This is a genomic window from Pseudomonas sp. GW821-FHT07G10, assembly GCF_059418545.1.
Genome location: NZ_JBWKQB010000028.1, coordinates 30,238 through 52,385, shown reverse-complemented (window position 1 = coordinate 52,385; position 22,148 = coordinate 30,238). Strand labels below are relative to the sequence as shown.

The following is a 22,148-nucleotide window of genomic DNA, read 5'->3' as shown; positions in this document are numbered from 1 at the left end:
AAATCTCCCGATGCGTTTAATTCAGGGGCGAGTTCAAACGTGCGCCGAGGAAATCTCCGAAAGCGGCGAAGAAGCCTTCGAGGTCATCCCAAGGAATCATGTGCCCGGCGTTGGTGACGTGGGCGATGCGAATGTTCGGTTGCAGTTGCAGGATTTCGGCTTCGTCTTCGGCCTGAATGACTCCGCCGCGACCGGCGATCATCAGCAGGGCGGGGGCCTGAAGTTTCGGTAAGTCCTGATGGAAATCGACATCGTGGAAGTCGTTAAAGGCCCTGACGATCGCCGGCTCGTAGCAGGTGTGCAGCCATTCGGCACGTAATTGCAGTTGCTCGTCCGTCCAGGTGGCGCAAAAGGCACGCATCGCCTCGGCGTCCATCCCGATCAGCGACTGGCGGATCGAGTCGACGTACCATGGCAATTTGCTCGGGTACGCGCGACGACCCGGGCCGGACACTGGCGGGTCGATCAGCACCAGGCGGTTCACGCCTTCGGGATGACGGACCGCGCTGCGTACGGCAAAGCGCGCGCCCATGGAATGGCCGACCAAGTGATAACTGTCCAGTTGCAGCGCTTGAGCGAACGCGCCGATGTCGTCAGCGCAGGCGTCAGCGCTGTAGTCCAGTTCCGGCCCGGTGGACGACAGGCCGCGACCGCGTACATCCAGGACGTAGGTGTCAAAATGTTCGCCGAGGCGTTCAGCGACGAAACCCCAGGTGATCGCCGGGCTGGTAATGCCCGGAATCAGGATCAATGCCGGGCCTTGGCCACCGTAGCGCAGATAATGCTGACGAATGCCGTTGGCCTGGACGTTGCCGCCCTGCAGGAAGGTGCTCACGCGGCCACCCCCGATTTCAGCACCTGGCCGTAGAGGTCATAACCGTAGACCCAGGCCGGATCTTCTTGAGTCCGCAGCCAGGTGTTGGCATTGGACACGGACTGCACCCGCGAGGCGCGCTCTTTGCGGTTGGCTTCGTAGAGTTCGAACGCGGTGCGGTAGTCGCTCAGCCCGGTTTCTTGCAGGCAGCGGGTCAGCATCGCTGCATCTTCGATGGCCATACCGGCGCCTTGGGCCATGTGCGGCTTCATCGGGTGGCAGGCGTCGCCCAGCAGCACCAGTCGACCGCGACTCCACAGCGGCAGCGGATTGCGGTTGCGCAGTGGCCACTTGGTCACGCTCTCGGTGGATTCGATCAGCGCCTGGACGGTTGGGTGATAGCCCTGGAATGCGTCGTACATTTCTTCACGGCTGCTGTCGACGAACGCGCCCTGGAAATCCCATTCCGGGTGTGGCACGCCGGTGACGTAGTAGTACTCGTCGCGCTTGCCGGTGGTGTAGTAGACCATCATGTGCCGGTCCTCGGTCCACCACTTGATGCAGTCTTCGAACTGCAAATCGTACTTGGCCAATTGCTCGCCGCGGATCAATGCCCGGTGCGCAACCCAGCCGCTGTACAGCGGTTTTTCCGGGCCAAGCAGCTCTTCGCGAATCTTCGAGTTGATGCCGTCGGCGCCGATGACGATATCCGCGTAGGTCACTTCGCCGTCGCTGAAAGTCAGGCGCACCTGGCTGTCGGTTTCTTCGATGGTTTCCAGACGCTTGTTGAAGTGCACGGTGCCCGGTTTGATCGTCGACATCTGCAACGCATGCAGGTCGCCCCGGTGCACAGTGACGTAGGACGCGCCGTATTCCTTGCGAGCGAAATCCCCCAGCGGGATGCGGGATAAGTACTCGCCGCTGATGCCGTCGCGGCTGAACCAGTGATCCGGGTGCGAGCCCATTCGGTCGAGCTGCTGCTCGATGCCCATGCGCCGGAAGACTTTCATAATGTTCGGGCCCATATGAATCCCGGCGCCGAGGCGGGAAAACTCGGGGGCCTGTTCGTAGATATCCACTTGGAACCCGGCTTGTTGCAACAGCGTGGCGGCGGCGGCACCGCCGAGGCCGGCACCGACGATGGCGATTTTTTGTGTGCTTCCCATGGGGGCGTGCTCCTCTTTTTCTGGCTGACTGGCGGGATCTGTCCGCAAGGTTTTTAAAGTGTATACGCTCTTTTTTTAAAATGAGAAGAGTTCGGCTGAAAAAATAAATTCGAGCGATATTTGCCCTTGGTAACGCTAAGTAACCATATTTTGTTTGGTTTGTGTGGGTTGGTAACGTTGTGCTCTGGCTCTTGCAGTCTGTCGTCAATTCAGGTCTTATCGCTTTTAAATGGTGTGTACGCTATAAAAGTGCACTAGGGTGAAGCGAGGCGCCTCTACTTGGTGCGACAGCAGACGATTCAAGGAGACAGGAAATGCCGGTAAGCGATTGCGAACTGACCCAGATGTTCGAGCACGTGTTGAAGCTGTCGAAAGTCGACCCGACGCAGAGCGTCGCCGTGCTCAAGAGCCACTATTCCGACCCGCGCACTGTGCGTGCCGCGATGGACGCTGCGCAGCGCCTGGGGGCCAAGGTCTATGCGGTGGAATTGCCCTCGTTCAATCATCCGACGGCGATGGGCAACGACATGACCGCCTACTGCGGCGACACCGCGTTGACCGGCAATATCGCGGCGCAGCGGGCGCTGGAAGCGGCGGATCTGATCGTCGACACGATGATGTTGCTGCACTCCCCGGAGCAGGAGCAGATCCTCAAGACCGGTACACGGATTCTATTGGCCGTCGAGCCACCAGAAGTACTGGCGCGCATGTTGCCGACCGAGGCCGACAAGGTTCGGGTGCTGGCGGCGGAACAACTGCTCAAACAGGCCAGATCGATACACGTCACCTCCCGCGCTGGCAGCGATTTCCGCGCTGCTCTAGGGCAATATCCTTCAGTCACCGAGTACGGTTTCGCCGATGAACCGGGACGCTGGGACCATTGGCCCAGTGGCTTTCTGTTCTCCTGGCCTAACGAAGAAACCGCTGAGGGCGTGCTGGTGCTGGACATCGGCGACATTCTGCTACCGTTCAAGACCTATACCCGGGAGAAGATCACCCTGGAAATCGAGAAGGGTTTTATCACCTCGATCCACGGTGGTTTCGAGGCCGAATACCTGCGCGACTACATGAAGTATTTCAACGATCCCGAGGTCTACGGCATCTCCCATATCGGCTGGGGGCTGCAGCCGCGAGCGCAGTGGACCGCCATGGGGCTGCACGATAAGAACGATGGCATGTGCATGGACGCCCGGGCGTTCTACGGTAACTTCCTTTTCTCCACTGGGCCGAACACGGAGGTCGGCGGTACCCGCAAAACGCCGTGCCATCTGGATATTCCGTTGCGCAATTGCAATGTGTATCTGGATGATCTGGCGGTGGTCATCGGCGGCGATGTCGTCGCCCCCGAGGCTTCCAGGGTTCGCTAAGACCCTGTGGCGAGGGGGCTTGCCCCAATGCCATTCAGTTAAGCGAACGCAGCTTTTTGTAGGAGCCGAGCTTGCTCGCGATGGACGTTAACGATAACGCGTATTTTCTGAATGAGCGCGCCACCCTTGAGTCCATCGCGAGCAAGCTCGGCTCCTACAATAGGGACCTATATGTCCTTAACTGAACGGCATTGGAGCAAGCTCCCTCGCCACAGGAGTTGCTCGACTCAAGTAGCCAGTTGTCCCCCCTTGAGTCCCACCCCCAACCTGTCCATCATGCTTCCCCACTGTTCATCGCCTTTCGAGCTTGCCGTGCCGGATACTTCTGACCCTTCTTCCTACGTTTTTTCCGAACAAGTCGGCCATTTGCTGCGCAAAGCCTATCAACGGCACTTGGCGATCTTCCAGCAGAACGTCGGCGACTCGCAGCTCACCGCCGTGCAGTTCGTCACCCTCTGCGCCGTGCGGGATAACGGGCCGAGCTCTCTGACCGAATTGGTCAAGGCGACTGCCGTCGATCAGGCGACCATTCGCGGTATCGTCGAGCGGCTCAAGACTCGCGAGTTGATTACCCTCGAACCGGACCCGCAGGATCGACGCAAAGTCATCGTCGGCCTGTCCGAAGCCGGTGACCGTCTGGTGCAGCAAACCGTGCCCTGCGCCGGGCGCATTACCGAGCTGACCATGAGTAACCTCAATCCGGCCGAGCAGGTCGCGGTGTTGTTTCTCCTGCGCAAGATGATCGACGACCCCGTAGCCCTGTAGCAGCTACGAGGCATCATTCGACCTTCAACGGTGCTCCAAACGCCAGACGTTCGAATCTGGCATCGATTTTGCTCTCGTTTCATGTAGTAACCACTTCACCAGTTAAGTGTGTCGCGAAGCCACAGGTTGGCCCTGTTCGCGATTTTTCTCTCGACTGTTTAGTGTAGTGAATACTTCATTAACTGAAGCGGGCGAAGCGGATGACGACGCAGGAAATCACGGTAGCGCTTGAGGTCAACGGCCACACCTCATCAGTCACAGCGATGGCGGATACGCCGTTGCTGTTGATCCTGCGCAACGATCTTCACCTCAACGGCCCGAAATATGGCTGCGGTCTCGGCGAGTGCGGCGCCTGCACGGTGATCATCGATGGGGTGGCGGCGCGTTCCTGCGTATTTCCACTGTCCGGCACGGTCGGTCGCGAGATCGTCACCCTGGAAGGGCTCGGCACCCGCGCCGCGCCGCACCGGGTGCAGCAAGCCTTTATCGAGGAACAAGCGGCGCAATGCGGTTACTGCATGAACGGCATGATCATGACTGCCAAAGCCTTGCTCGACCGCAATCCTCACCCCAGCGAAACACAGATCCGCAACGAGCTTTCGGCCAACCTTTGTCGTTGCGGTACTCATATCGAAATCCTCCGCGCGGTGCTGCGTGCCGCCCGTCAAACGCCTTGAACGTGGATCGACGACCATGATTGACGCAACACCCACCCGAAATCAATTGCTGGCCAAGACCGGCGTACTGCTGATCGTCGATGACATCCTGCCGCCCTCCGGGCCAGTGGCCAAAGGCTGCGCCCCACTGATCAAACCCAAGGAACTGGGGTTGTTTATCGCCGTCAGCGATGACGGGCGGGTGTATGCCTTCAACGGTCATGTGGATCTGGGCACCGGCATTCGCACCTCGCTGGCGCAGATCGTCGCCGAAGAGCTGGACCTGCAGCTCGATCAGGTGTGCATGGTGCTCGGTGATACCGAGCGTGCGCCGAATCAGGGCGCGACCATCGCCAGCGCGACCCTGCAGATTTCAGCGATCCCGTTGCGCAATGCCGCGGCTGAAGCTCGGCGTTTTCTGCTGGATCGGGCCGCCGAACGTTGGGCCATGGCGGTAGAAAGCCTGAGTGTGGACAGCGGCGTGATCAAGACGCCAGACGGTCGTACCGCGAGTTACACAGAGCTGGTGCGCGGCGAGCACGATGAGTTGCGCATCTCCGGTAACGCGCCGCTCAAGCCGGCAGAAGACTATCGGTTAGTGGGCAAGGGCGCCGCGAGGGTCGACATCCCGGCCAAGGCCACTGGTGAGCTGACCTACGTGCACGATATGCGCGTGCCGGACATGCTCCACGGCCGGGTGATTCGCCCGCCTTATGCCGGGCTCGATTGCGGTGATTTTGTCGGCAATAGCCTGTTGGAAGTCGACGAGTCGTCCATCGCCCATATCCCGGGGATCGTGCGGGTCGTGGTGATTCGCGATTTTGTCGGTGTCGTGGCGTTACGTGAAGAGCAGGCGATCAAGGCCGCCCAGGAACTCAAGATCAGTTGGAAACCCTGGAATCACAAGCTGCCGGACCTGAGCGATATTGAGCAAGCGATCCGTGACAATCCGCGGGTGCAGCGCACCGTGCTCGATCAGGGGAATGTCGACGAAGCGTTGGCGGGGGCCAGTCAGCGGATGCCACGCAGGTATTTGTGGCCGTATCAGATGCACGGCTCCATCGGTCCGTCCTGTGGGCTGGCGGATTATCAGGTGTCAGGCATTCGCGTGTGGTCCGGTAGTCAGAATCCGCATTTGCTGCGGGCCGATCTGGCCTGGCTGCTGGAATGCCCGGAAGAGTCGATCGAGATTATTCGTATGGAAGCCGCCGGCTGTTACGGGCGCAACTGTGCCGACGATGTCTGCGCCGATGCCTTGCTACTGTCGCGGGCCGTCGGCAAACCGGTGCGGGTGCAATTGACCCGCGAGCAGGAACATCTCTGGGAGCCCAAGGGTACTGCGCAGTTGATGGACGTTGACGGCGGCTTGAATGCCGATGGCAGTGTCGCCGCTTATGACTTTCAGACCAGCTATCCGTCCAACGGTGCGCCCACCCTGGCCCTGCTACTGACCGGACGGGTCGAGCCAGTGGCGGCGATGTTCGAGATGGGCGATCGCACGTCGATCCCGCCCTATGACTTCGAGCACATGCGGGTGACCATCAACGACATGGCGCCGATTGTCCGCGCCTCGTGGATGCGTGGCGTTTCGGCATTGCCCAACACCTTCGCCCACGAGTCCTATATCGATGAACTGGCGTTCGCCGCCGGTGTCGATCCGGTGGAGTATCGACTGCGCTATTTGCGCGACGAGCGGGCTATCGACCTGGTGAAGTCCACCGCTGAACGCGCGGCCTGGGTGCCGCGCACCGCGCCGATGCAAACCCCGAATGAAGACCATCTGTTGCGCGGGCGCGGCTTTGCGTATGCGCGTTATATCCACAGCAAATTTCCTGGCTTCGGCGCCGCGTGGGCGGCCTGGGTCGCCGATGTGGCCGTCGACCGGCAGACCGGCGACGTCTCGGTCACACGGGTGGTGATCGGTCATGACTCGGGAATGATGATCAATCCTGCGGGGGTGCAGCATCAGATTCACGGCAACGTCATTCAGTCCACCAGTCGCGTACTCAAGGAGCGCGTGACCTTCGAAGAGTCGACGGTGGCGAGCAAGGAGTGGGGCGGTTATCCAATCCTGACCTTTCCCGAGGTGCCGCAGATCGACGTGCTGATGATGCCGCGTCAGAACGAACCGCCCATGGGCGCCGGAGAGTCCGCCTCGGTGCCGAGCGCGGCAGCGATTGCCAACGCGATTTTTGACGCCACCGGAATTCGTTTTCGCGAACTGCCGATTACCCCGGAGCGGGTGTTGGCGGCGCTCAACGCCGGGACCTGTGATGAGCCGGCAAAGTCGCCGGTCAAGCGTTCGAAATGGTTGTTTGGTTCACTGTTCGCGGCGTTCGGCGCGATGCTCGGGATGGCCGCCACGGCTTGGCCGTTTCACGCTGAAATCGCCCCGATTGTTCCGCCAAGCACCGGCACCTGGTCGGCGGCGACCCTTGAGCGCGGGCGTTTGTTGGCGGCGGTGGGTGATTGCGCGGTTTGCCATACCGCGCCCGGTGGCGTGACCAATGCCGGTGGGTTGGCGATGGAAACACCCTTTGGCACGCTCTATAGCAGCAACATCACCCCCGACGTGAAGAGCGGAATCGGCAGTTGGTCTTATCCGGCGTTCGAGCGGGCGATGCGTGACGGCATCGGCCGTGATGGGCGCAACTTGTACCCGGCGTTTCCCTACACCGCGTTTCGCAATATCAACGATGCCGACATGCAGGCGCTGTACGCGTATTTGATGTCGCAAACCCCGGTCAGCCAACAGGCAAAGGCCAACGCGATGCGCTTTCCGTTCAATCTACGACCGTTGATGGCTGGCTGGAATGCGCTCTATCTACGGCGCGGCGAGATCACCGTGCAACCCGAACGTAGCGAGCAATGGAATCGCGGTGCGTATCTGGTCAATGGTCTGGGCCACTGCGCGGCCTGTCACTCACCGCGCAACCTGATGGGCGCGGAGAAGGGTGGGGCGGCGTTCCTCGCTGGCGGTACGGTCGACGGTTGGGAGGCTCCGGCGCTGAACGGCTTGTCCAGAGCGCCGACGCCGTGGACCGAGGAACAATTGTTCACTTACCTGAGCAGCGGCTATTCCGAGGCTCATGGTGTGGCGGCTGGTCCCATGGGGCCGGTAGTCAGCGAACTGGCGAAACTGCCCAAGGCCGATGTACGGGCGATGGCGGTGTATCTGGCCTCACTCAATGACGCACAGGCCGAAGCGCACGTGGTGGACAAAGCCACTCGGCAGGCACCCGTTGCAAGCCTGTCGTTGAGCAACGGCCAGCGGGTGTTCGAAGGCTCGTGCAAGGCCTGTCACGCTGACGGGCTTGGGCCGAAGTTGTTTGGTGTCAGCCCGTCTCTGGCGAGCAATACCAATGTGCACAGCGATCAGCCGGACAATCTGATCAAGGTCATTTTGCAAGGCATCGCGGTGCCGGCCACCAAGGATCTGGGCTACATGCCGGGTTTCAAGGACAGTTTGTCGAATACCCAGGTGGCGGAATTGGCGGCGTATTTGCGCAGCCGGTTTGCCTCAACGGCGCCGCAATGGCAACGGCTGGAACAGAAGGTCGCGCACCTGCGAGCCAATCCGGGAACCCATTAAAAGCTTCGCGGGCAAGCCACGCTCCTACAGGTATTACACAGTCCTTGTAGGAGCCGGGCTTGCCCGCGATGAGGCCGGTGCAGTCAACGCTAATCCTGACCAGATCGACTATCCGGCAACTGCATCACCCCACGCACCACCAGGTCACTGATAAACCCCAGCCAATTCTGTTGCTGGCGTTTATCCGCCAGGTTTTCGCCGAGAAACGAGCTAAGCGTGTGCTGATTGGAGTTATAGAAATAGCAGAGCGAGGCGATCATCAGATACACATGCTTGAGGTCCACATCCTCGCGAAACAGCCCTTGCGCCTGACCGGCCTCGATGATCGGCCGCAGCACTCCGACCGCTTCCCCTGAGAGTCGGCGCAGCTCACTGGATTGCTGTGCATGTTTGCCTTTGTGCAGGTTCTCGATGCTGAGAATGGCGACGAATTCCGGGTGTTTGACGTAGTAGTTCCAGACGAACGCCACCAGTTCCTGCAGCGCTTGCAGGGGGGCGCTCAGGTCCAGCTTGAGTTTGCTTTCAGCCTTGTTGAACTGTTCGTAGATGTGTTCCAGCACACAGATGAACAGCCGTTCCTTGCTGGTGAAGTAGTAATAAAGCATCCGGTCATTGGACTCGGCTTCGCGGGAAATGCTCTCGACCCGCCCGCCGGAATAGCCGTCGCGGGTGAAGACCTTGACCGCAGCCTGAAGAATTCGCGCGCGGGTCTTATCGGCTTGCTCGGCCCGAATGCCAGTCTTCTTGTTCACCGTGGACTTCCTTCTGCGAAACGGAAACGGCGGGGAATATAGCATGTGGCAGTCGAGCAATTACGCCGTCCCTGTGTCGGAGCAGGGGGGGCGCCCAGTCCTTGCCCGCGAGGCGTTGGCACAATCACCGGGACTTCTTGGGTCGACCGTGGCGTATTCATCGCGGGCAAGTCGGATCGCCGCACCGCTCGCTCTTACAGGGAAATAATAATCCCTGTATATGGGATGTTGATTTATATATTGAGATTTGTCTTCCCTCAGGTTTATAGTCGCCTGCATCAGCTCTACGCACTCACTGCCAAAAACAAATTTCAGGTGAAGCGATGCAGGCGCAATTGATCGCGCTCGATTGGGGGACAACCTCACTTCGGGCTTACAAACTCGCTGCCGGCGGCCAGGTGCTCGAACAGCGTTCGCTGTCGTCGGGGATCATGCAGTTGCCCGGTGCGCCGCGGATGATTGCCGGCCAGATGTGCGCCGATGGTTTCGAACTGGCCTTCGATGACGCCTGCGGTGACTGGCTCGATGCACTGCCCGATCTTCCAGTGATCGCCTGTGGCATGGTCGGCAGTGCCCAGGGTTGGGGTGAGGCCGCTTACTGCGACACTCCGGCGAATGTCGCCAATCTGGGCACCTCCTTAAAAACCGTACGCAGCTTGCGCGGCGTCGATGTGCATATCGTGCCCGGTGTGATTGAGCGTTCTCGGCTACCAAACGTGATGCGTGGCGAAGAGACCCAGGTCCTCGGCGTGCTGCAGAGTCTGCCTGTCGGCGCGGGAGACAATCTGTTGATCGGCTTGCCGGGTAGCCATTCAAAGTGGGTGGAAGTGGCCGGCAGCTGCATCGTGCACTTCGACACGTTCATGACCGGCGAGCTGTTCGCTGTGCTCAGTGAACACAGCATTCTGGGGCGTACCCAACAGCGCGGTGCGCCCTTTGATGGCGAGGCATTTGATCGTGGTGTGCAGGTGGCGCTGTCCGCTGACGGCGAGATCGGACCTCTTTCGACCTTGTTCAGTGCGCGTTGTCTTGGCCTGACGGGCGAGCTCAGTTCCACCGAGCAAGCCGACTATCTGTCGGGCTTGTTGATTGGGCATGAACTTGCGGCCCTCTCCAGCGTACAGCGCCGCCGACGCAACAGCGCCCAATTGCCCTCAATCATCCTTATCGGCAACTCCCAGCTCTGTGCCCGTTACAGCCGGGCGCTCGATACCTGCGGTTTTGCTCAGGTGAGCCTGGCCGAACAGGCCACCGAACGCGGTTTATGGCACTTGGCCGAAGCGGCCGGGCTGCTCGGCTGAACCGTCTGCGTTCAACTACCAGGAGGTCTGACATGCTCAAGCAAGCACTGGCGAAAAACGGTCTGATCGCGATCCTTCGCGGCCTGCGCCCGCAAGAGGCGGCGGCCATCGGCGAGGTGTTGTATCAGGCAGGTTTTCGCGTCATTGAAGTGCCACTCAACTCCCCTGAACCGTACGAAAGTATCCGCATTTTGCGCAGCATCTTGCCCGCCGATTGCCTGATCGGCGCAGGTACGGTGTTGACCCCGGAACAGGTCCTGCAAGTGAAGGCGGCCGGCGGGCAGGTGATCGTCATGCCCCACAGTGATCCCAAGGTGTTGCGCGCGGCCAAGGCAGAGGGTTTGTACTTGTCGCCGGGCGTTGCCACACCGACCGAAGCCTTTGCCGCACTGGCCGAAGGCGCCGATGTGTTGAAGATGTTTCCGGCAGAGCAAATGGGCCCGGCGGTGGTCAAGGCCTGGCTGGCGGTGCTGCCGGCAGGAACGTTGCTGATCCCGGTGGGCGGGATCACACCGGACAACATGCAGGTATTTCTCGAGGCGGGCGTTAGCGGTTTCGGTCTGGGCTCCGGCCTGTTCAAACCGGGGCTGACGCCTGACGAAGTGGCGGTCCGCGCCAAGGCTTATGTGCAGGCATGGAACGCGTTGCGCTAAGACAATCCCTGTAGGAGCCGAGCTTGCTCGCGATGGCATCACTGCGGTGAAGCAGGTAGACCGCGCCGTCTGCATCGCGAGCAATCGAGCGTCGACCGGCTGCTCCTACAAGATCTCATAACAAGAGAGATGAAAATGAAAATCACCAAACTGACGACCTTTATCGTTCCACCGCGCTGGTTGTTCCTCAAAATCGAAACCGACGAAGGCGTGACCGGCTGGGGCGAACCCGTGGTCGAAGGCCGGGCCCACACCGTCGCGGCGGCCGTTGATGAGCTGTCGGACTATCTGATCGGCAAGGACCCGCGCAACATCGAAGACATCTGGACCGTGCTCTATCGCGGCGGTTTCTACCGTGGCGGGGCGGTGCACATGAGCGCCCTGGCCGGGATCGATCAGGCGCTGTGGGACATCAAGGGCAAGGCGCTGGGGGTCTCGGTCAGTGATCTGCTGGGGGGACAGGTTCGTGACAAGATTCGCGTCTATTCGTGGATCGGCGGCGACCGTCCGGCCGACACTGCGAGGGCTGCCAGGGACGCCGTCGAGCGTGGTTTCACCGCGGTGAAAATGAACGGCACCGAAGAGCTGCAATTCGTCGATACCTTCGAGAAAGTCGACCTGGCGCTGGCCAACGTCGCCGCCGTGCGTGATGCGGTGGGACCGAATGTGGGGATCGGCGTGGACTTCCATGGCCGGGTGCACAAACCGATGGCCAAGGTGCTGATGAAGGAACTCGACGCCTACAAGCTGATGTTCATCGAAGAGCCGGTACTCAGCGAAAACTACGAAGCATTGAAAGAGTTGGCGCCGTTGACCAGCACGCCGATTGCGCTGGGCGAGCGGTTGTTTTCCCGTTGGGATTTCAAGCGGGTGCTCAGCGAGGGCTATGTCGACATCATCCAGCCGGATGCCTCTCATGCCGGCGGTATCACCGAAACCCGCAAGATCGCCAACATGGCCGAAGCCTACGACGTGGCGCTGGCGTTGCATTGCCCGTTGGGGCCGATTGCCCTGGCGGCGTGCCTGCAACTGGACGCGGTTTGCTACAACGCGTTTATCCAGGAGCAGAGCCTGGGCATCCATTACAACGAAAGCAATGACCTGCTGGATTACGTCAAGGATGCGCGGGTGTTCGACTACGACAAAGGCTTCGTGAAAATCCCGAACGGTCCGGGCCTGGGCATCGAGATCAACGAGGAATACGTCATCGAACGCGCCGCCATTGGTCACCGCTGGCGCAACCCGATCTGGCGCCATGCCGATGGCAGTTTTGCCGAGTGGTAAGGCAACGCTCAAGCGCCTGATCATTCCCACGCTCCGCGTGGGAATGCCGCCATGGACGCTCTGCGTCCGCTCTTGATGTGACGCAGAGCGTCACGGGATGCATTCCCACGCGGAGCGTGGGAACGATCAATGCTAATTCAACGCCTTCAATAACCATAAGAAGAGGCACTCCCCATGCAACCGGAAGTCTTTACCGGGCAGGCGTCGTTGGTGACGCCGAGCCGCAAGCGTTTTTTCATCATGGTCCTGCTGTTCATCACCGTGGTGATCAACTACCTGGACCGCAGTAACCTGTCGATTGCAGCTCCGGCGCTGACCAGCGAACTGGGTATCGATCCGATCCATGTCGGGCTGATCTTCTCGGCGTTCGGCTGGACCTACGCCGCCATGCAGATCCCCGGTGGCTGGCTGGTGGACCGGGTGCCGCCGCGCATCCTCTACAGCGTTGCGCTGCTACTGTGGTCGGTGGCCACGGTGATGCTCGGTTTCGCTGCGAGCTTCATCGCGCTGTTCGTCTTGCGCATGGCCGTGGGCGCGCTGGAAGCGCCTGCCTATCCGATCAACAGCCGGGTGGTGACCACCTGGTTTCCCGAGCGTGAGCGCGCGACCGCTATCGGCTTCTACACCTCCGGGCAGTTCGTCGGGCTGGCCTTTCTGACGCCCGTATTGGCCTGGCTGCAACATCAATACGGCTGGCACATGGTATTCGTCAGCACCGGTGCGGTGGGGATTCTCTGGGCGGCCATCTGGTACGCGGTGTATCGCGAGCCACGGGATTTCAAGGGGGCCAATCTGGCGGAAGTCGAGCTCATCCGTGAGGGCGGCGGGTTGGTCGATATCCAGGCCGAGACGGCCCAGCGCAAGGCACCGTTCAGCTGGACGGACCTGGGCACCGTGTTGAGCCAACGCAAGTTGTGGGGTATCTACCTCGGACAGTTCTGCCTCAATTCGACGTTGTGGTTTTTCCTGACCTGGTTTCCGACCTATCTGGTGAAATATCGCGGCATGGACTTCATCAAGTCCGGCCTGCTGGCGTCGCTGCCGTTTCTCGCGGCGTTCATTGGCGTGCTCTGCTCGGGGTTCTTCTCCGACTGGCTGATCCGCCGCGGCGCGACGGTCGGCTTCGCCCGCAAGTTGCCGATCATTGGCGGGCTGCTGATTTCCACCTCGATCATCGGTGCCAACTTTGTCGAATCGACGCCGTGGGTGATTGCCTTCCTGGCGCTGGCGTTTTTCGGCAACGGGTTGGCCTCGATCAGTTGGTCGTTGGTCTCGACCTTGGCGCCGGCACGCTTGTTGGGGCTGACGGGCGGGGTGTTCAACTGCATCGGCAATCTGGCGGCGATCGCCACGCCGATCGTGATCGGCTTTCTCGCCAGCGGCGACTCCTTCGCCCCGGCGATCACCTATATCGCGGTGCTTGCATTGATTGGTGCACTTTCCTACGTCTTGTTGGTAGGAAAGGTTGAGCGTATCAAGTTGTAGACCTGAGGGACGGGCGACCATAATGCCGCCCGTTCCCCCGCTCATTGTTGAAGGCTGGATATGCAGGAAGACGCCCCAAAAAACGCCAGGGACGCTGCGCCGACTGGCACCCAAACGCTGCTTCGTGGGCTGGGTGTGGTTCAGGCCGTGGCCAGTGGCGCTCGCGACCTCAAGGAAATCGCCCGGCTGATCGGTACCACCCGCAGCACCACCCATCGTCTGGCCAGTTGCCTGGTCGATGAGCGATATTTACGGGTGGTGCCGCAAATCGGCTATTTGCTCGGGCCCAAGTTGATCGAACTGGGCTTCCAGGCCCGTGAAGAGTTGCCTTTGGTGACGCTCGCCGGACCCTATCTGGATGAGCTGTCGGCGTTGACCGGCGATACCATTCACCTGGCGATTCGTGAAGACGACGACGTGCTGTACCTGCACAAGAATCCTGGGCGCAATGGCCCGGAAATGCGTTCGCGGGTCGGTCATCGCATGCCCTTGGCGCGCACCGGGATCGGCAAGGCGCTCATGCTCGATGACTCGCCGCAGGAGTGGCAGCGCCTGTATCGGACCAGCTTGCCGGCGGGCGGGCAAAACCAGTTATGGCCGCAGCGCCCGGAGCCATCCTGGGAGCAATTCCAGCAGCGCATGCTGGAGTACGTGGCGGGCGGTTACGCGTTTGACCTGGAAGACAATGAACCGTCGATCCGCTGTGTCGCGGCGCCGGTACGTGATGCCAGCCGGCGAATCGTCGCCGGGATCAGCATCGCCAGCACCGTACCCTATATGCCGCTGGAGAAAATGGCCGAGCTGATCCCGCTGATCAAGCAGGTCGCCGCCCGGCTTTCCGCGGAGTTGGGGGCCAAGGCCTGAGCCGGGCCTGCGTTACAGCGGGGTGAGGACGTTCATCACGGTATCCAGGGCGACACGGGTGTCGTCAAGTTGCACCAGCGAGGCATGCCGGGCACCGAGGGCATCACGATTCTTGATGGCGGTCAGTATCGCCTTGTGCCGGGGCAGGCTGAGCCTTTGAATGTCGGGGCGCCGGTTGGTGATGCTAATTGACTCGCGCAGCGGCAGCGAAAGCATGTTGCACATGTAGGCGAGCAAGTCGTTGCGGGTCGCGTCGGCAATCGCATGGTGAAAATCCAGGTCCGCTTGCAAGAGGTTTTCGTGGGTCGTTGCCGTTTCCATGGCCTGGTAGGCTTTTTCGATGATCGCAATGTCGGCGTCGGTCGCCGTGGTGGCGGCCATGGCTGCGATTTCCGGCTCAAGGATTCGGCGCACGCCCGACAAGGTGTTGAAGAACTCGCTGTGAGGCGTCGACTGCATCAGCCAGGACAACACGTCGGGATCCAGCAAGTGCCATTTCGAGCGTGGGCGCACTAGCGCGCCGACCCGTGGCTTGGAGTACACCAGCCCCTTGGCGCTCAGCACCCGGGTGGCTTCGCGCAGCACCGACCGACTGACCTGATAGGTCTCGCACAGCGTTGCCTCCTGGGGCAATCGTTCTTCCGGCTTGAGGCGTCCGGAGACAATGTGCATGCCCAGTTCCTGGACGATCTGGGCATGCATGCTCTTGCGTGGCTTGGGGGACTGCTGATCCATGACAGGGGCGCTGCTCTGACGAAATACACGGCATCATAACATCGCTGCCGTCTCTATCAGGCGCTCCTGCACGCCTGAACCGATTCACTATCAGTGTGAATGACGCGGCACCTCGGCGCCGCGGCAACCCACCAGAAAGTCGAAGTCGCAGCCCTGGTCCGCCTGTAGCACGTGGTCGATGTACAGCTGGCGATAGCCGCCCACGATCAGTTTCTGTGGCGCTTGCAGGTCGGCCATGCGCGCCGCCAGCTCGGCGTCCGGGATGTCCAGGTGCAGGCGCCCATTGGCACAATCGAGTTCGATCCAGTCGCCTTCTTTCACGGCGGCCAAAGGTCCGCCGGCAGCTGCTTCCGGGGCAACGTGCAAGACCACGGTGCCGTACGCCGTGCCGCTCATGCGCGCGTCGGAAATCCGCACCATGTCGGTGACGCCCTGGGCCAGCAATTTGGCCGGCAAGCCCATGTTGCCTACTTCCGCCATGCCGGGATAACCCTTGGGACCGCAGTTTTTCATCACCAGGATCGAGTCGGCATCGACGTCCAGCTCCGGGTCGTTGATCCGCGCCTTGTACATGTCGAAGTTCTCGAACACCACCGCACGGCCGCGATGCTGCATCAGTTCGGCGCTGGCGGCGGAAGGTTTGAGTACGGCACCGAGAGGGGCCAGGTTGCCACGCAGCACGCAGATGCCGCCGTCCGCGCGGATCGGGTTGGAGAGGGGGCGGATCACTTCGTCCTGGCCGTAGATCGGTGCCTCTCTGGTGTTGTCGCCGATCGACTTGCCATTGACGGTCAAAGCGTCGGGATGAGGAATCAGGTTGGCTTCGCCGAGGCGGCGCAGGACGGCCGGCAGGCCGCCGGCATAGTAGAACTCTTCCATCAGGAAACGCCCGGACGGTTGCAGGTCGACAATGGTCGGCATGCCGCGACCGATGCGGGTCCAGTCATCCAGTTCAAGCTCGACGCCGATGCGCCCGGCGATGGCTTTCAAGTGAATCACCGCGTTGGTCGAACCGCCGATGGCGGCGTTGACACGAATGGCATTTTCGAAGGCTTGCTTGGTGAGGATCTTCGACAGTTTCAGGTCTTCGCGAACCATCTCCACCGCGCGCATCCCGGACATGTGCGCCAGGACATAACGGCGCGCATCCACCGCCGGAATCGCCGCGTTGTGGGGCAGGGAGGTGCCCAGTGCCTCGGCCATGCAGGCCATCGTGGAGGCGGTGCCCATGGTGTTGCAGGTACCCGCCGAGCGAGACATGCCGCCCTCGGCCGCCAGGAAGTCGTCGATGCTGATGGTGCCGGCCTTGACCTGTTCGCTGAGTTGCCACACCACGGTACCCGAGCCGATGTCCTGGCCCTTGTGCTTGCCGTTGAGCATCGGCCCGCCGGTGACGACGATGGCGGGGACGTCGCAACTGGCGGCGCCCATCAACAGCGCCGGCGTGGTCTTGTCGCAGCCGGTCAGCAGCACCACACCGTCGATCGGGTTGCCGCGAATGGCTTCCTCGACGTCCATGCTCGCCAGGTTGCGGGTGAGCATGGCGGTGGGGCGCAGGTTCGACTCACCGTTGGAGAACACCGGGAACTCCACGGGAAAGCCGCCGGCCTCGATCACCCCGCGTTTGACATGCTCGGCAATCTGGCGGAAGTGCGCGTTGCACGGGGTCAGCTCCGACCAGGTGTTGCAGATCCCGATGATGGGCTTGCCATGGAACTGATGGTCGGCAATGCCCTGGTTCTTCATCCAGCTGCGGTACATGAAGCCGTTCTTGTCGGCGGTACCAAACCACTGGGCGGAGCGCAGGTCGGGTTTTTTATCAGACATGGCTAGATCTCTTATAGTAAGACTATATTGTTCTTTTCTGGCGCTAACATAAGCGTAAATTCTCAGGTTTGGAAGTCTTGTTGAGTAAATAGTAATACTATATAGTCGTTTGCAACTGAGGTATGACCCTGGCGGTTTTCCGCGAGAGGCGTCCCCGAGCTTCCATAAAAATAACAATTGGAGATCGATCCCATGGGTCAGGAGCTGCGACCGATTCGTCGCATCACGCTCAAACCAAAGCTTTTCCTGAGCCCGCGATCAGGAGAAGGTTCATGCGTTTAGTTCAGTTCGAATTGAGTAACGGCGAGCGCCGGGTCGGCGTGGTCGAGGACGGTCTGGTCCGTGAAGTGCAATCCGCGCGCACGGTGCGCGAGCTGGCGCTGGCCGCCATCGAGACGGGCGTCGATCTGCGGCAGCAGGTCCAGCGCCTCGGCCTGGGGGGGAGTCACGATTATGCGCAATTGCTGGCCGAGCTCAGGATACTGGTGCCACTGGATCACCCGGACCCGGCGCATATGCTGGTCAGCGGCACCGGCCTGACCCATCTGGGCAGCGCGGCGGCACGGGACAAGATGCATCAGCAGGCCGGTGACGACAGCGCGATGACCGACACCATGCGGATCTTCAAGTGGGGCGTGGAAGGCGGTAAACCCGCTGCCGGTCAGGTCGGTGTGCAACCGGAATGGTTCTACAAGGGCGACGGCAGCACTGTCGTGCGTCCGGGTCAGGCATTCGCGCTGCCGCCATTCGCCGAAGACGCCGGCGAAGAGCCGGAAATCGGTGGCCTGTATGTCATCGGCCACGACGGCAAGCCTTATCGCCTGGGGTTTGCCGTGGGCAACGAGTTCTCCGATCACGTGATGGAGCGCAGGAATTACCTGTACCTGGCCCACTCCAAATTACGCAATTGCAGTTATGGTCCTGAACTGCGGGTCGGTGAACTGCCCCAGCACCTGGCTGGCAGCAGTCGCATTTTGCGTAATGGCAAGGTCGTATGGCAGAACGAGTTCCTCAGTGGCGAAGCCAATATGTGCCACAGCCTGGAAAACCTTGAATACCACCACTTTAAATACCGTCAGTTCCTGCGGCCGGGGGATGTACACATTCACTTCTTCGGCACCGCGACCCTGTCTTTCGCAGACGGTATCCGTACACAGCCGGGCGATGTGTTCGAAATCAGTCAGGCGGAGTTCGGCGCGCCCTTGATCAACGGGATCGCCAGCGGCGACGCGGAGCTGGCCCCCGGTCAAGTAGGCACACTTTAAGGAGACAGGCATGACTCAGATTCTTGGTCACAACTACATCGGCGGCCGGCGCAGTGCGACCGGCACCGTGACCCTGCAGAGCTTCGACGCGCAGACTGGCGAAGCATTGCCCCATGCTTTCCACCAGGCGACGGCGCAGGAGGTCGATGCCGCCGCCAATGCTGCCGCGACGGCCTACCCGGCCTATCGAGCCTTGAGTGCGCAGCGTCGCGCGTATTTCCTGGCGTCAGTGGCCGATGAACTGGATGCGCTGGACGATGAGTTCATCGCCCTGGTTTGCCGTGAAACCGCGTTGCCCGTTGCACGCATCCAGGGCGAGCGCAAGCGTACCAGTGGCCAGATGCGGCTGTTCGCCGACGTGCTGCATCGTGGCGATTTCTACGGGGCGCGCATCGATCGGGCGTTGCCTGATCGCCAACCGTTACCGCGCCCGGATCTGCGTCAGTACCGCATTGGCCTGGGGCCGGTTGCGGTGTTTGGCGCGAGCAATTTTCCGCTGGCGTTTTCCACTGCCGGCGGCGACACGGCTGCGGCGCTGGCGGCCGGTTGTCCCTTGGTCTTCAAGGCGCACAGCGGGCACATGGCGACCGCCGAACGGGTCGCCGATGCGATCATCCGGGCGGCCGAGGCAAACGGAATGCCCGCCGGCGTATTCAACATGATCTATGGCGCCGGGGTCGGTGAGGCGTTGGTCAAGCATCCGGCAATCCAGGCGGTCGGTTTCACCGGCTCGCTCAAGGGCGGTCGAGCGCTGTGCGACATGGCGGCGGCACGCCCGCAACCGATCCCGGTGTTCGCCGAGATGTCGAGCATCAACCCGGTGATCGTGTTACCCCAGGCGCTGCAAGCGCGGGCAGATACCATCGCCCGTGACCTGACCGCCTCGGTGGTGCAAGGCTGCGGTCAGTTCTGTACCAACCCGGGCCTGGTGATCGGCATCGGTTCACCGCAGTTCACTGCGTTCACTCGGCAGGTCGCACAACTGATCGGCGACCAGCCCGCCCAGACCATGCTCAACACCGGCACGTTGAGCAGTTATGGCAAAGGCTTGCAAAGGCTCCTTGCGCACCCTGGCATCGAGCACCTGGCCGGCCATCCACAAGCGGGTAATCAGGCGCAGCCACAGTTGTTCAAGGCTGATGCGAGTTTGCTGGTCAATGGTGATGAAGTGCTGCAGGAAGAAGTGTTCGGTCCGACCACCGTGTTCGTTGAAGTGGCCGATCAGGCGCAACTCAGCGCCGCATTGCGCGGGCTGCACGGCCAACTGACGGCGACGATCATTGGCGAAACCGCGGACTTCGCGCAGTTCAGCGAGCTGACGCCGTTACTGGAGCAGAAGGTCGGTCGCATCTTGCTCAACGGTTATCCGACCGGTGTCGAGGTCTGTGACTCGATGGTGCACGGCGGGCCTTTTCCGGCGACCTCGGATGCCCGTGGCACGTCAGTGGGGACCCTGGCCATCGACCGTTTCCTGCGCCCGGTGTGCTTTCAAAACTACCCCGACAGTTTGCTCCCGGACGCATTGAAAAATGCCAACCCGTTGCGCATTCAACGTCTGGTGGATGGACAGCCATCGCGTGACCGGCTGTAACGCGCGCAAGCTCGTCAGCGCCCGAAAAACAGTAACTATCCAGGAGGCTTCATGGTGTGGACCGCAGTGACCGAACACCGTGCGCAACTGGGCGAGGGTCCGTTCTGGGACGCGCCCGGCCGTGCCCTGTATTGGGTCGATATTGCCGGCCAACAGGCATTACGCCTGAGTGGCGAAAATCTGCAGGTCTGGCAACTGCCGGAGCCTGCGTCGGCGTTCATTCCCTGCGAAAGCGGCGATGCGTTGGTGACCCTGAGCAGCGGCGTGTATCGCCTTGACCTGAGCTCCACGCAAGCGGCGCCGCGCCTGACCTTGCTCTGCGTCGCCGATTTGCAACCGGGCAATCGTCCCAACGAGGCCCGTTGCGATGCCGGGGGCAGGCTCTGGCTGGGGACCATGCAGAACAATATCGGGGAACAGGGCGAAGACCTGCCGGTCCTGCGGCGTTCCGGTGGCTTGTTCCGAATCGACGCCGATGCGCGAGTCACGCCGCTACTGCGTGGCCTGGGTATTCCCAATACCTTGCTTTGGAGCGAGGACGCCACGCAGGTGTATTTTGGCGACAGCCTGGACGGCACGCTGTATCGGTATTCGATCGGTATCGACGGCCAACTCGATCCGCCCCGGAAGTGGTTCGGGCCGCACCCGCGCGGTGTCCCGGACGGTTCGGCCATGGACGCCGAAGGCTATCTCTGGAACGCCCGCTGGGATGGCAGTTGCCTGCTCAGGTTGGCGCCCGACGGCGAGGTCGACCGCGTGATCGAGCTCCCCGTCAGCCGACCCACCAGTTGCGTGTTCGGTGGCAAGGATCTGCGAACCTTGTACATCACCAGCGCCGCAAGCCCGCTCAATCATCCGCTGGACGGGGCGGTGCTGGCCATTGAGGTCGATATCGCCGGGAAAATCTGTCACCGATTTGCAGGATAAATTTCAAACATCAGGCTGCACTGGTTCACAGCTCGCACTCACAACAACAACAAGGAGTCACCTTATGAATCGTCGTCATCGTGTAATCCGTTCCCTGTGCAGTATCGCCCTGGCGGCATCGGCCGTCAGCATGAGCAGCCTGTTGCTGGCCGCCGCCGAGCCCGCGAAGATCGGGTTTCTGGTCAAGCAAGCGGAGGAGCCCTGGTTCCAGACCGAATGGGCTTTCGCTGAAAAGGCCGGTAAGGACAAGGGCTTTACCGTGATCAAGATCGCCGTGCCGGATGGCGAGAAGACCCTCTCGGCCATCGACAGCCTCGCCGCCAACGGCGCCAAGGGCTTCGTGATTTGCGCGCCGGATGTTTCCCTTGGCCCTGCGATCGTGGCCAGGGCCAAGGCCAATGATTTGAAAGTGATTGCGGTGGATGACCGCTTCGTCGATGCCGGCGGCAAGTTCATGGAGGACGTGCCCTACCTCGGCATGGCCGCGTTCGAAGTGGGCCAGCAGCAGGGCGCCGCCATGGCTGGCGAAGCGAAGAAGCGCGGTTGGGACTGGAAAGACACCTACGCGGTGATCACTACCTACAACGAACTCGACACCGGCAAGAAACGTATCGATGGGTCAGTCAAATCCCTTGAAGACGCCGGCCTGCCGAAAGACCACATCCTGTTTGCGCCGCTCAAGACCCTCGACGTGCCGGGCAGCATGGACGCCACCAACTCGGCACTGGTGAAGCTGCCGGGTACGGCGAAAAAACTGATCGTCGGCGGCATGAACGACAACAGTGTACTGGGCGCCGTGCGCGCCACCGAAAGCGCCGGTTTTGCCGCAGCCAATGTCATTGGTATCGGTATCAATGGCACCGACGCCATCGGCGAATTGAAGAAGCCCAACAGTGGCTTCTTCGGCTCGATGCTGCCCAGTCCACACCTTGAGGGTTACAACACCGCGAGCATGATGTTCGAGTGGGTCACCACCGGCAAGGAACCCGCGAAATACACCGCGATGGACAAGGTGACACTGATCACCCGCGACAACTTCAAGCAGGAACTGGAAAAGATCGGTCTGTGGAACTGAGGTCGGTTGTTTTCCTCGGCGGCCTTGGT

General features: G+C 61.1%; 18 protein-coding genes. 13 read left to right on the top strand and 5 right to left on the bottom strand.

Features of this window, described 5'->3' with window-relative positions:
- Positions 1-16: 16 nt before the first annotated feature.
- Complete coding sequence (locus tag AC07O1_RS24725) at positions 17-835, bottom strand: alpha/beta fold hydrolase (protein WP_495090466.1); 819 nt, start codon at positions 833-835, stop codon at positions 17-19.
- Positions 832-1,980, bottom strand: coding sequence for an FAD-dependent monooxygenase (locus tag AC07O1_RS24720; RefSeq protein ID WP_495090465.1), 1,149 nt, complete (start codon positions 1,978-1,980; stop codon positions 832-834). The genes AC07O1_RS24725 and AC07O1_RS24720 overlap by 4 nt, the downstream gene beginning before the upstream one ends.
- A 314-nt stretch (positions 1,981-2,294) precedes the next feature.
- Between AC07O1_RS24720 and AC07O1_RS24715 the strand changes: the two genes are divergently transcribed.
- The 4 genes from AC07O1_RS24715 to AC07O1_RS24700 all read left to right on the top strand — a co-directional run bounded on the left by AC07O1_RS24715 (position 2,295) and on the right by AC07O1_RS24700 (position 8,360).
- Positions 2,295-3,347, top strand: coding sequence for a 2,5-dihydroxypyridine 5,6-dioxygenase (locus tag AC07O1_RS24715; protein ID WP_495090464.1), 1,053 nt, complete (start codon positions 2,295-2,297; stop codon positions 3,345-3,347).
- A 276-nt stretch (positions 3,348-3,623) separates the two neighbouring features.
- A complete protein-coding gene (locus AC07O1_RS24710; RefSeq protein WP_495090488.1) occupies positions 3,624-4,112 on the top strand; it encodes a MarR family winged helix-turn-helix transcriptional regulator in 489 nt (162 codons plus the stop codon).
- Positions 4,113-4,312: 200 nt separating this feature from the next.
- A complete protein-coding gene (locus AC07O1_RS24705; RefSeq protein ID WP_495090463.1) occupies positions 4,313-4,789 on the top strand; it encodes a (2Fe-2S)-binding protein in 477 nt (158 codons plus the stop codon).
- 16 nt (positions 4,790-4,805) lie between these two features.
- The gene (locus AC07O1_RS24700; protein WP_495090462.1) at positions 4,806-8,360 is read left to right on the top strand and encodes a molybdopterin cofactor-binding domain-containing protein; all 3,555 of its coding nucleotides are present in this window, start codon (positions 4,806-4,808) and stop codon (positions 8,358-8,360) included.
- A gap of 89 nt (positions 8,361-8,449) precedes the next feature.
- Here AC07O1_RS24700 and AC07O1_RS24695 read toward each other — a convergent pair whose 3' ends face one another.
- Positions 8,450-9,157 carry a TetR family transcriptional regulator gene (locus AC07O1_RS24695; RefSeq protein WP_495090461.1) on the bottom strand — a complete coding sequence of 236 codons (708 nt, stop codon included), beginning with the start codon at positions 9,155-9,157 and terminating at the stop codon, positions 8,450-8,452.
- Positions 9,158-9,435: 278 nt separating this feature from the next.
- Between AC07O1_RS24695 and AC07O1_RS24690 the strand changes: the two genes are divergently transcribed.
- From AC07O1_RS24690 to AC07O1_RS24670, 5 genes are all read left to right on the top strand, one after another.
- Positions 9,436-10,413 (top strand): 2-dehydro-3-deoxygalactonokinase, encoded by a 978-nt coding sequence (locus AC07O1_RS24690; RefSeq protein WP_495090460.1) that lies wholly within the window; start codon positions 9,436-9,438, stop codon positions 10,411-10,413.
- A gap of 32 nt (positions 10,414-10,445) precedes the next feature.
- The gene (locus AC07O1_RS24685; protein ID WP_495090459.1) at positions 10,446-11,066 is read left to right on the top strand and encodes a 2-dehydro-3-deoxy-6-phosphogalactonate aldolase; all 621 of its coding nucleotides are present in this window, start codon (positions 10,446-10,448) and stop codon (positions 11,064-11,066) included.
- 135 nt (positions 11,067-11,201) lie between these two features.
- Positions 11,202-12,350 (top strand): galactonate dehydratase, encoded by a 1,149-nt coding sequence (gene dgoD / locus AC07O1_RS24680; RefSeq protein ID WP_494993980.1) that lies wholly within the window; start codon positions 11,202-11,204, stop codon positions 12,348-12,350.
- 174 nt (positions 12,351-12,524) lie between these two features.
- Positions 12,525-13,835, top strand: coding sequence for an MFS transporter (locus AC07O1_RS24675; protein WP_495090458.1), 1,311 nt, complete (start codon positions 12,525-12,527; stop codon positions 13,833-13,835).
- Positions 13,836-13,895: 60 nt separating this feature from the next.
- On the top strand, positions 13,896-14,699 hold the full coding sequence (locus AC07O1_RS24670; protein ID WP_495090457.1) for an IclR family transcriptional regulator: 804 nt from the start codon (positions 13,896-13,898) through the stop codon (positions 14,697-14,699).
- Positions 14,700-14,711: 12 nt separating this feature from the next.
- Here AC07O1_RS24670 and AC07O1_RS24665 read toward each other — a convergent pair whose 3' ends face one another.
- Positions 14,712-15,434, bottom strand: a complete 723-nt coding sequence (locus AC07O1_RS24665) for a FadR/GntR family transcriptional regulator (protein ID WP_427528430.1) — start codon at positions 15,432-15,434, stop codon at positions 14,712-14,714.
- A 90-nt stretch (positions 15,435-15,524) separates the two neighbouring features.
- Positions 15,525-17,261: an IlvD/Edd family dehydratase gene (locus AC07O1_RS24660; RefSeq protein ID WP_495090456.1), complete on the bottom strand. Its 1,737-nt coding sequence runs from the start codon at positions 17,259-17,261 to the stop codon at positions 15,525-15,527.
- A 272-nt stretch (positions 17,262-17,533) separates the two neighbouring features.
- Between AC07O1_RS24660 and araD1 the strand changes: the two genes are divergently transcribed.
- The 4 genes from araD1 (at position 17,534) to AC07O1_RS24640 (ending at position 22,119) form a co-directional block, all read left to right on the top strand.
- On the top strand, positions 17,534-18,526 hold the full coding sequence (araD1, locus tag AC07O1_RS24655) for an AraD1 family protein (protein WP_494993975.1): 993 nt from the start codon (positions 17,534-17,536) through the stop codon (positions 18,524-18,526).
- A 10-nt stretch (positions 18,527-18,536) separates the two neighbouring features.
- Positions 18,537-20,117, top strand: a complete 1,581-nt coding sequence (locus tag AC07O1_RS24650) for an aldehyde dehydrogenase (NADP(+)) (protein WP_495090455.1) — start codon at positions 18,537-18,539, stop codon at positions 20,115-20,117.
- 51 nt (positions 20,118-20,168) lie between these two features.
- On the top strand, positions 20,169-21,044 hold the full coding sequence (locus AC07O1_RS24645; protein ID WP_495090454.1) for an SMP-30/gluconolactonase/LRE family protein: 876 nt from the start codon (positions 20,169-20,171) through the stop codon (positions 21,042-21,044).
- A 64-nt stretch (positions 21,045-21,108) separates the two neighbouring features.
- A complete protein-coding gene (locus AC07O1_RS24640; protein WP_494993972.1) occupies positions 21,109-22,119 on the top strand; it encodes a substrate-binding domain-containing protein in 1,011 nt (336 codons plus the stop codon).
- The last annotated feature ends 29 nt before the right edge of the window (positions 22,120-22,148 follow it).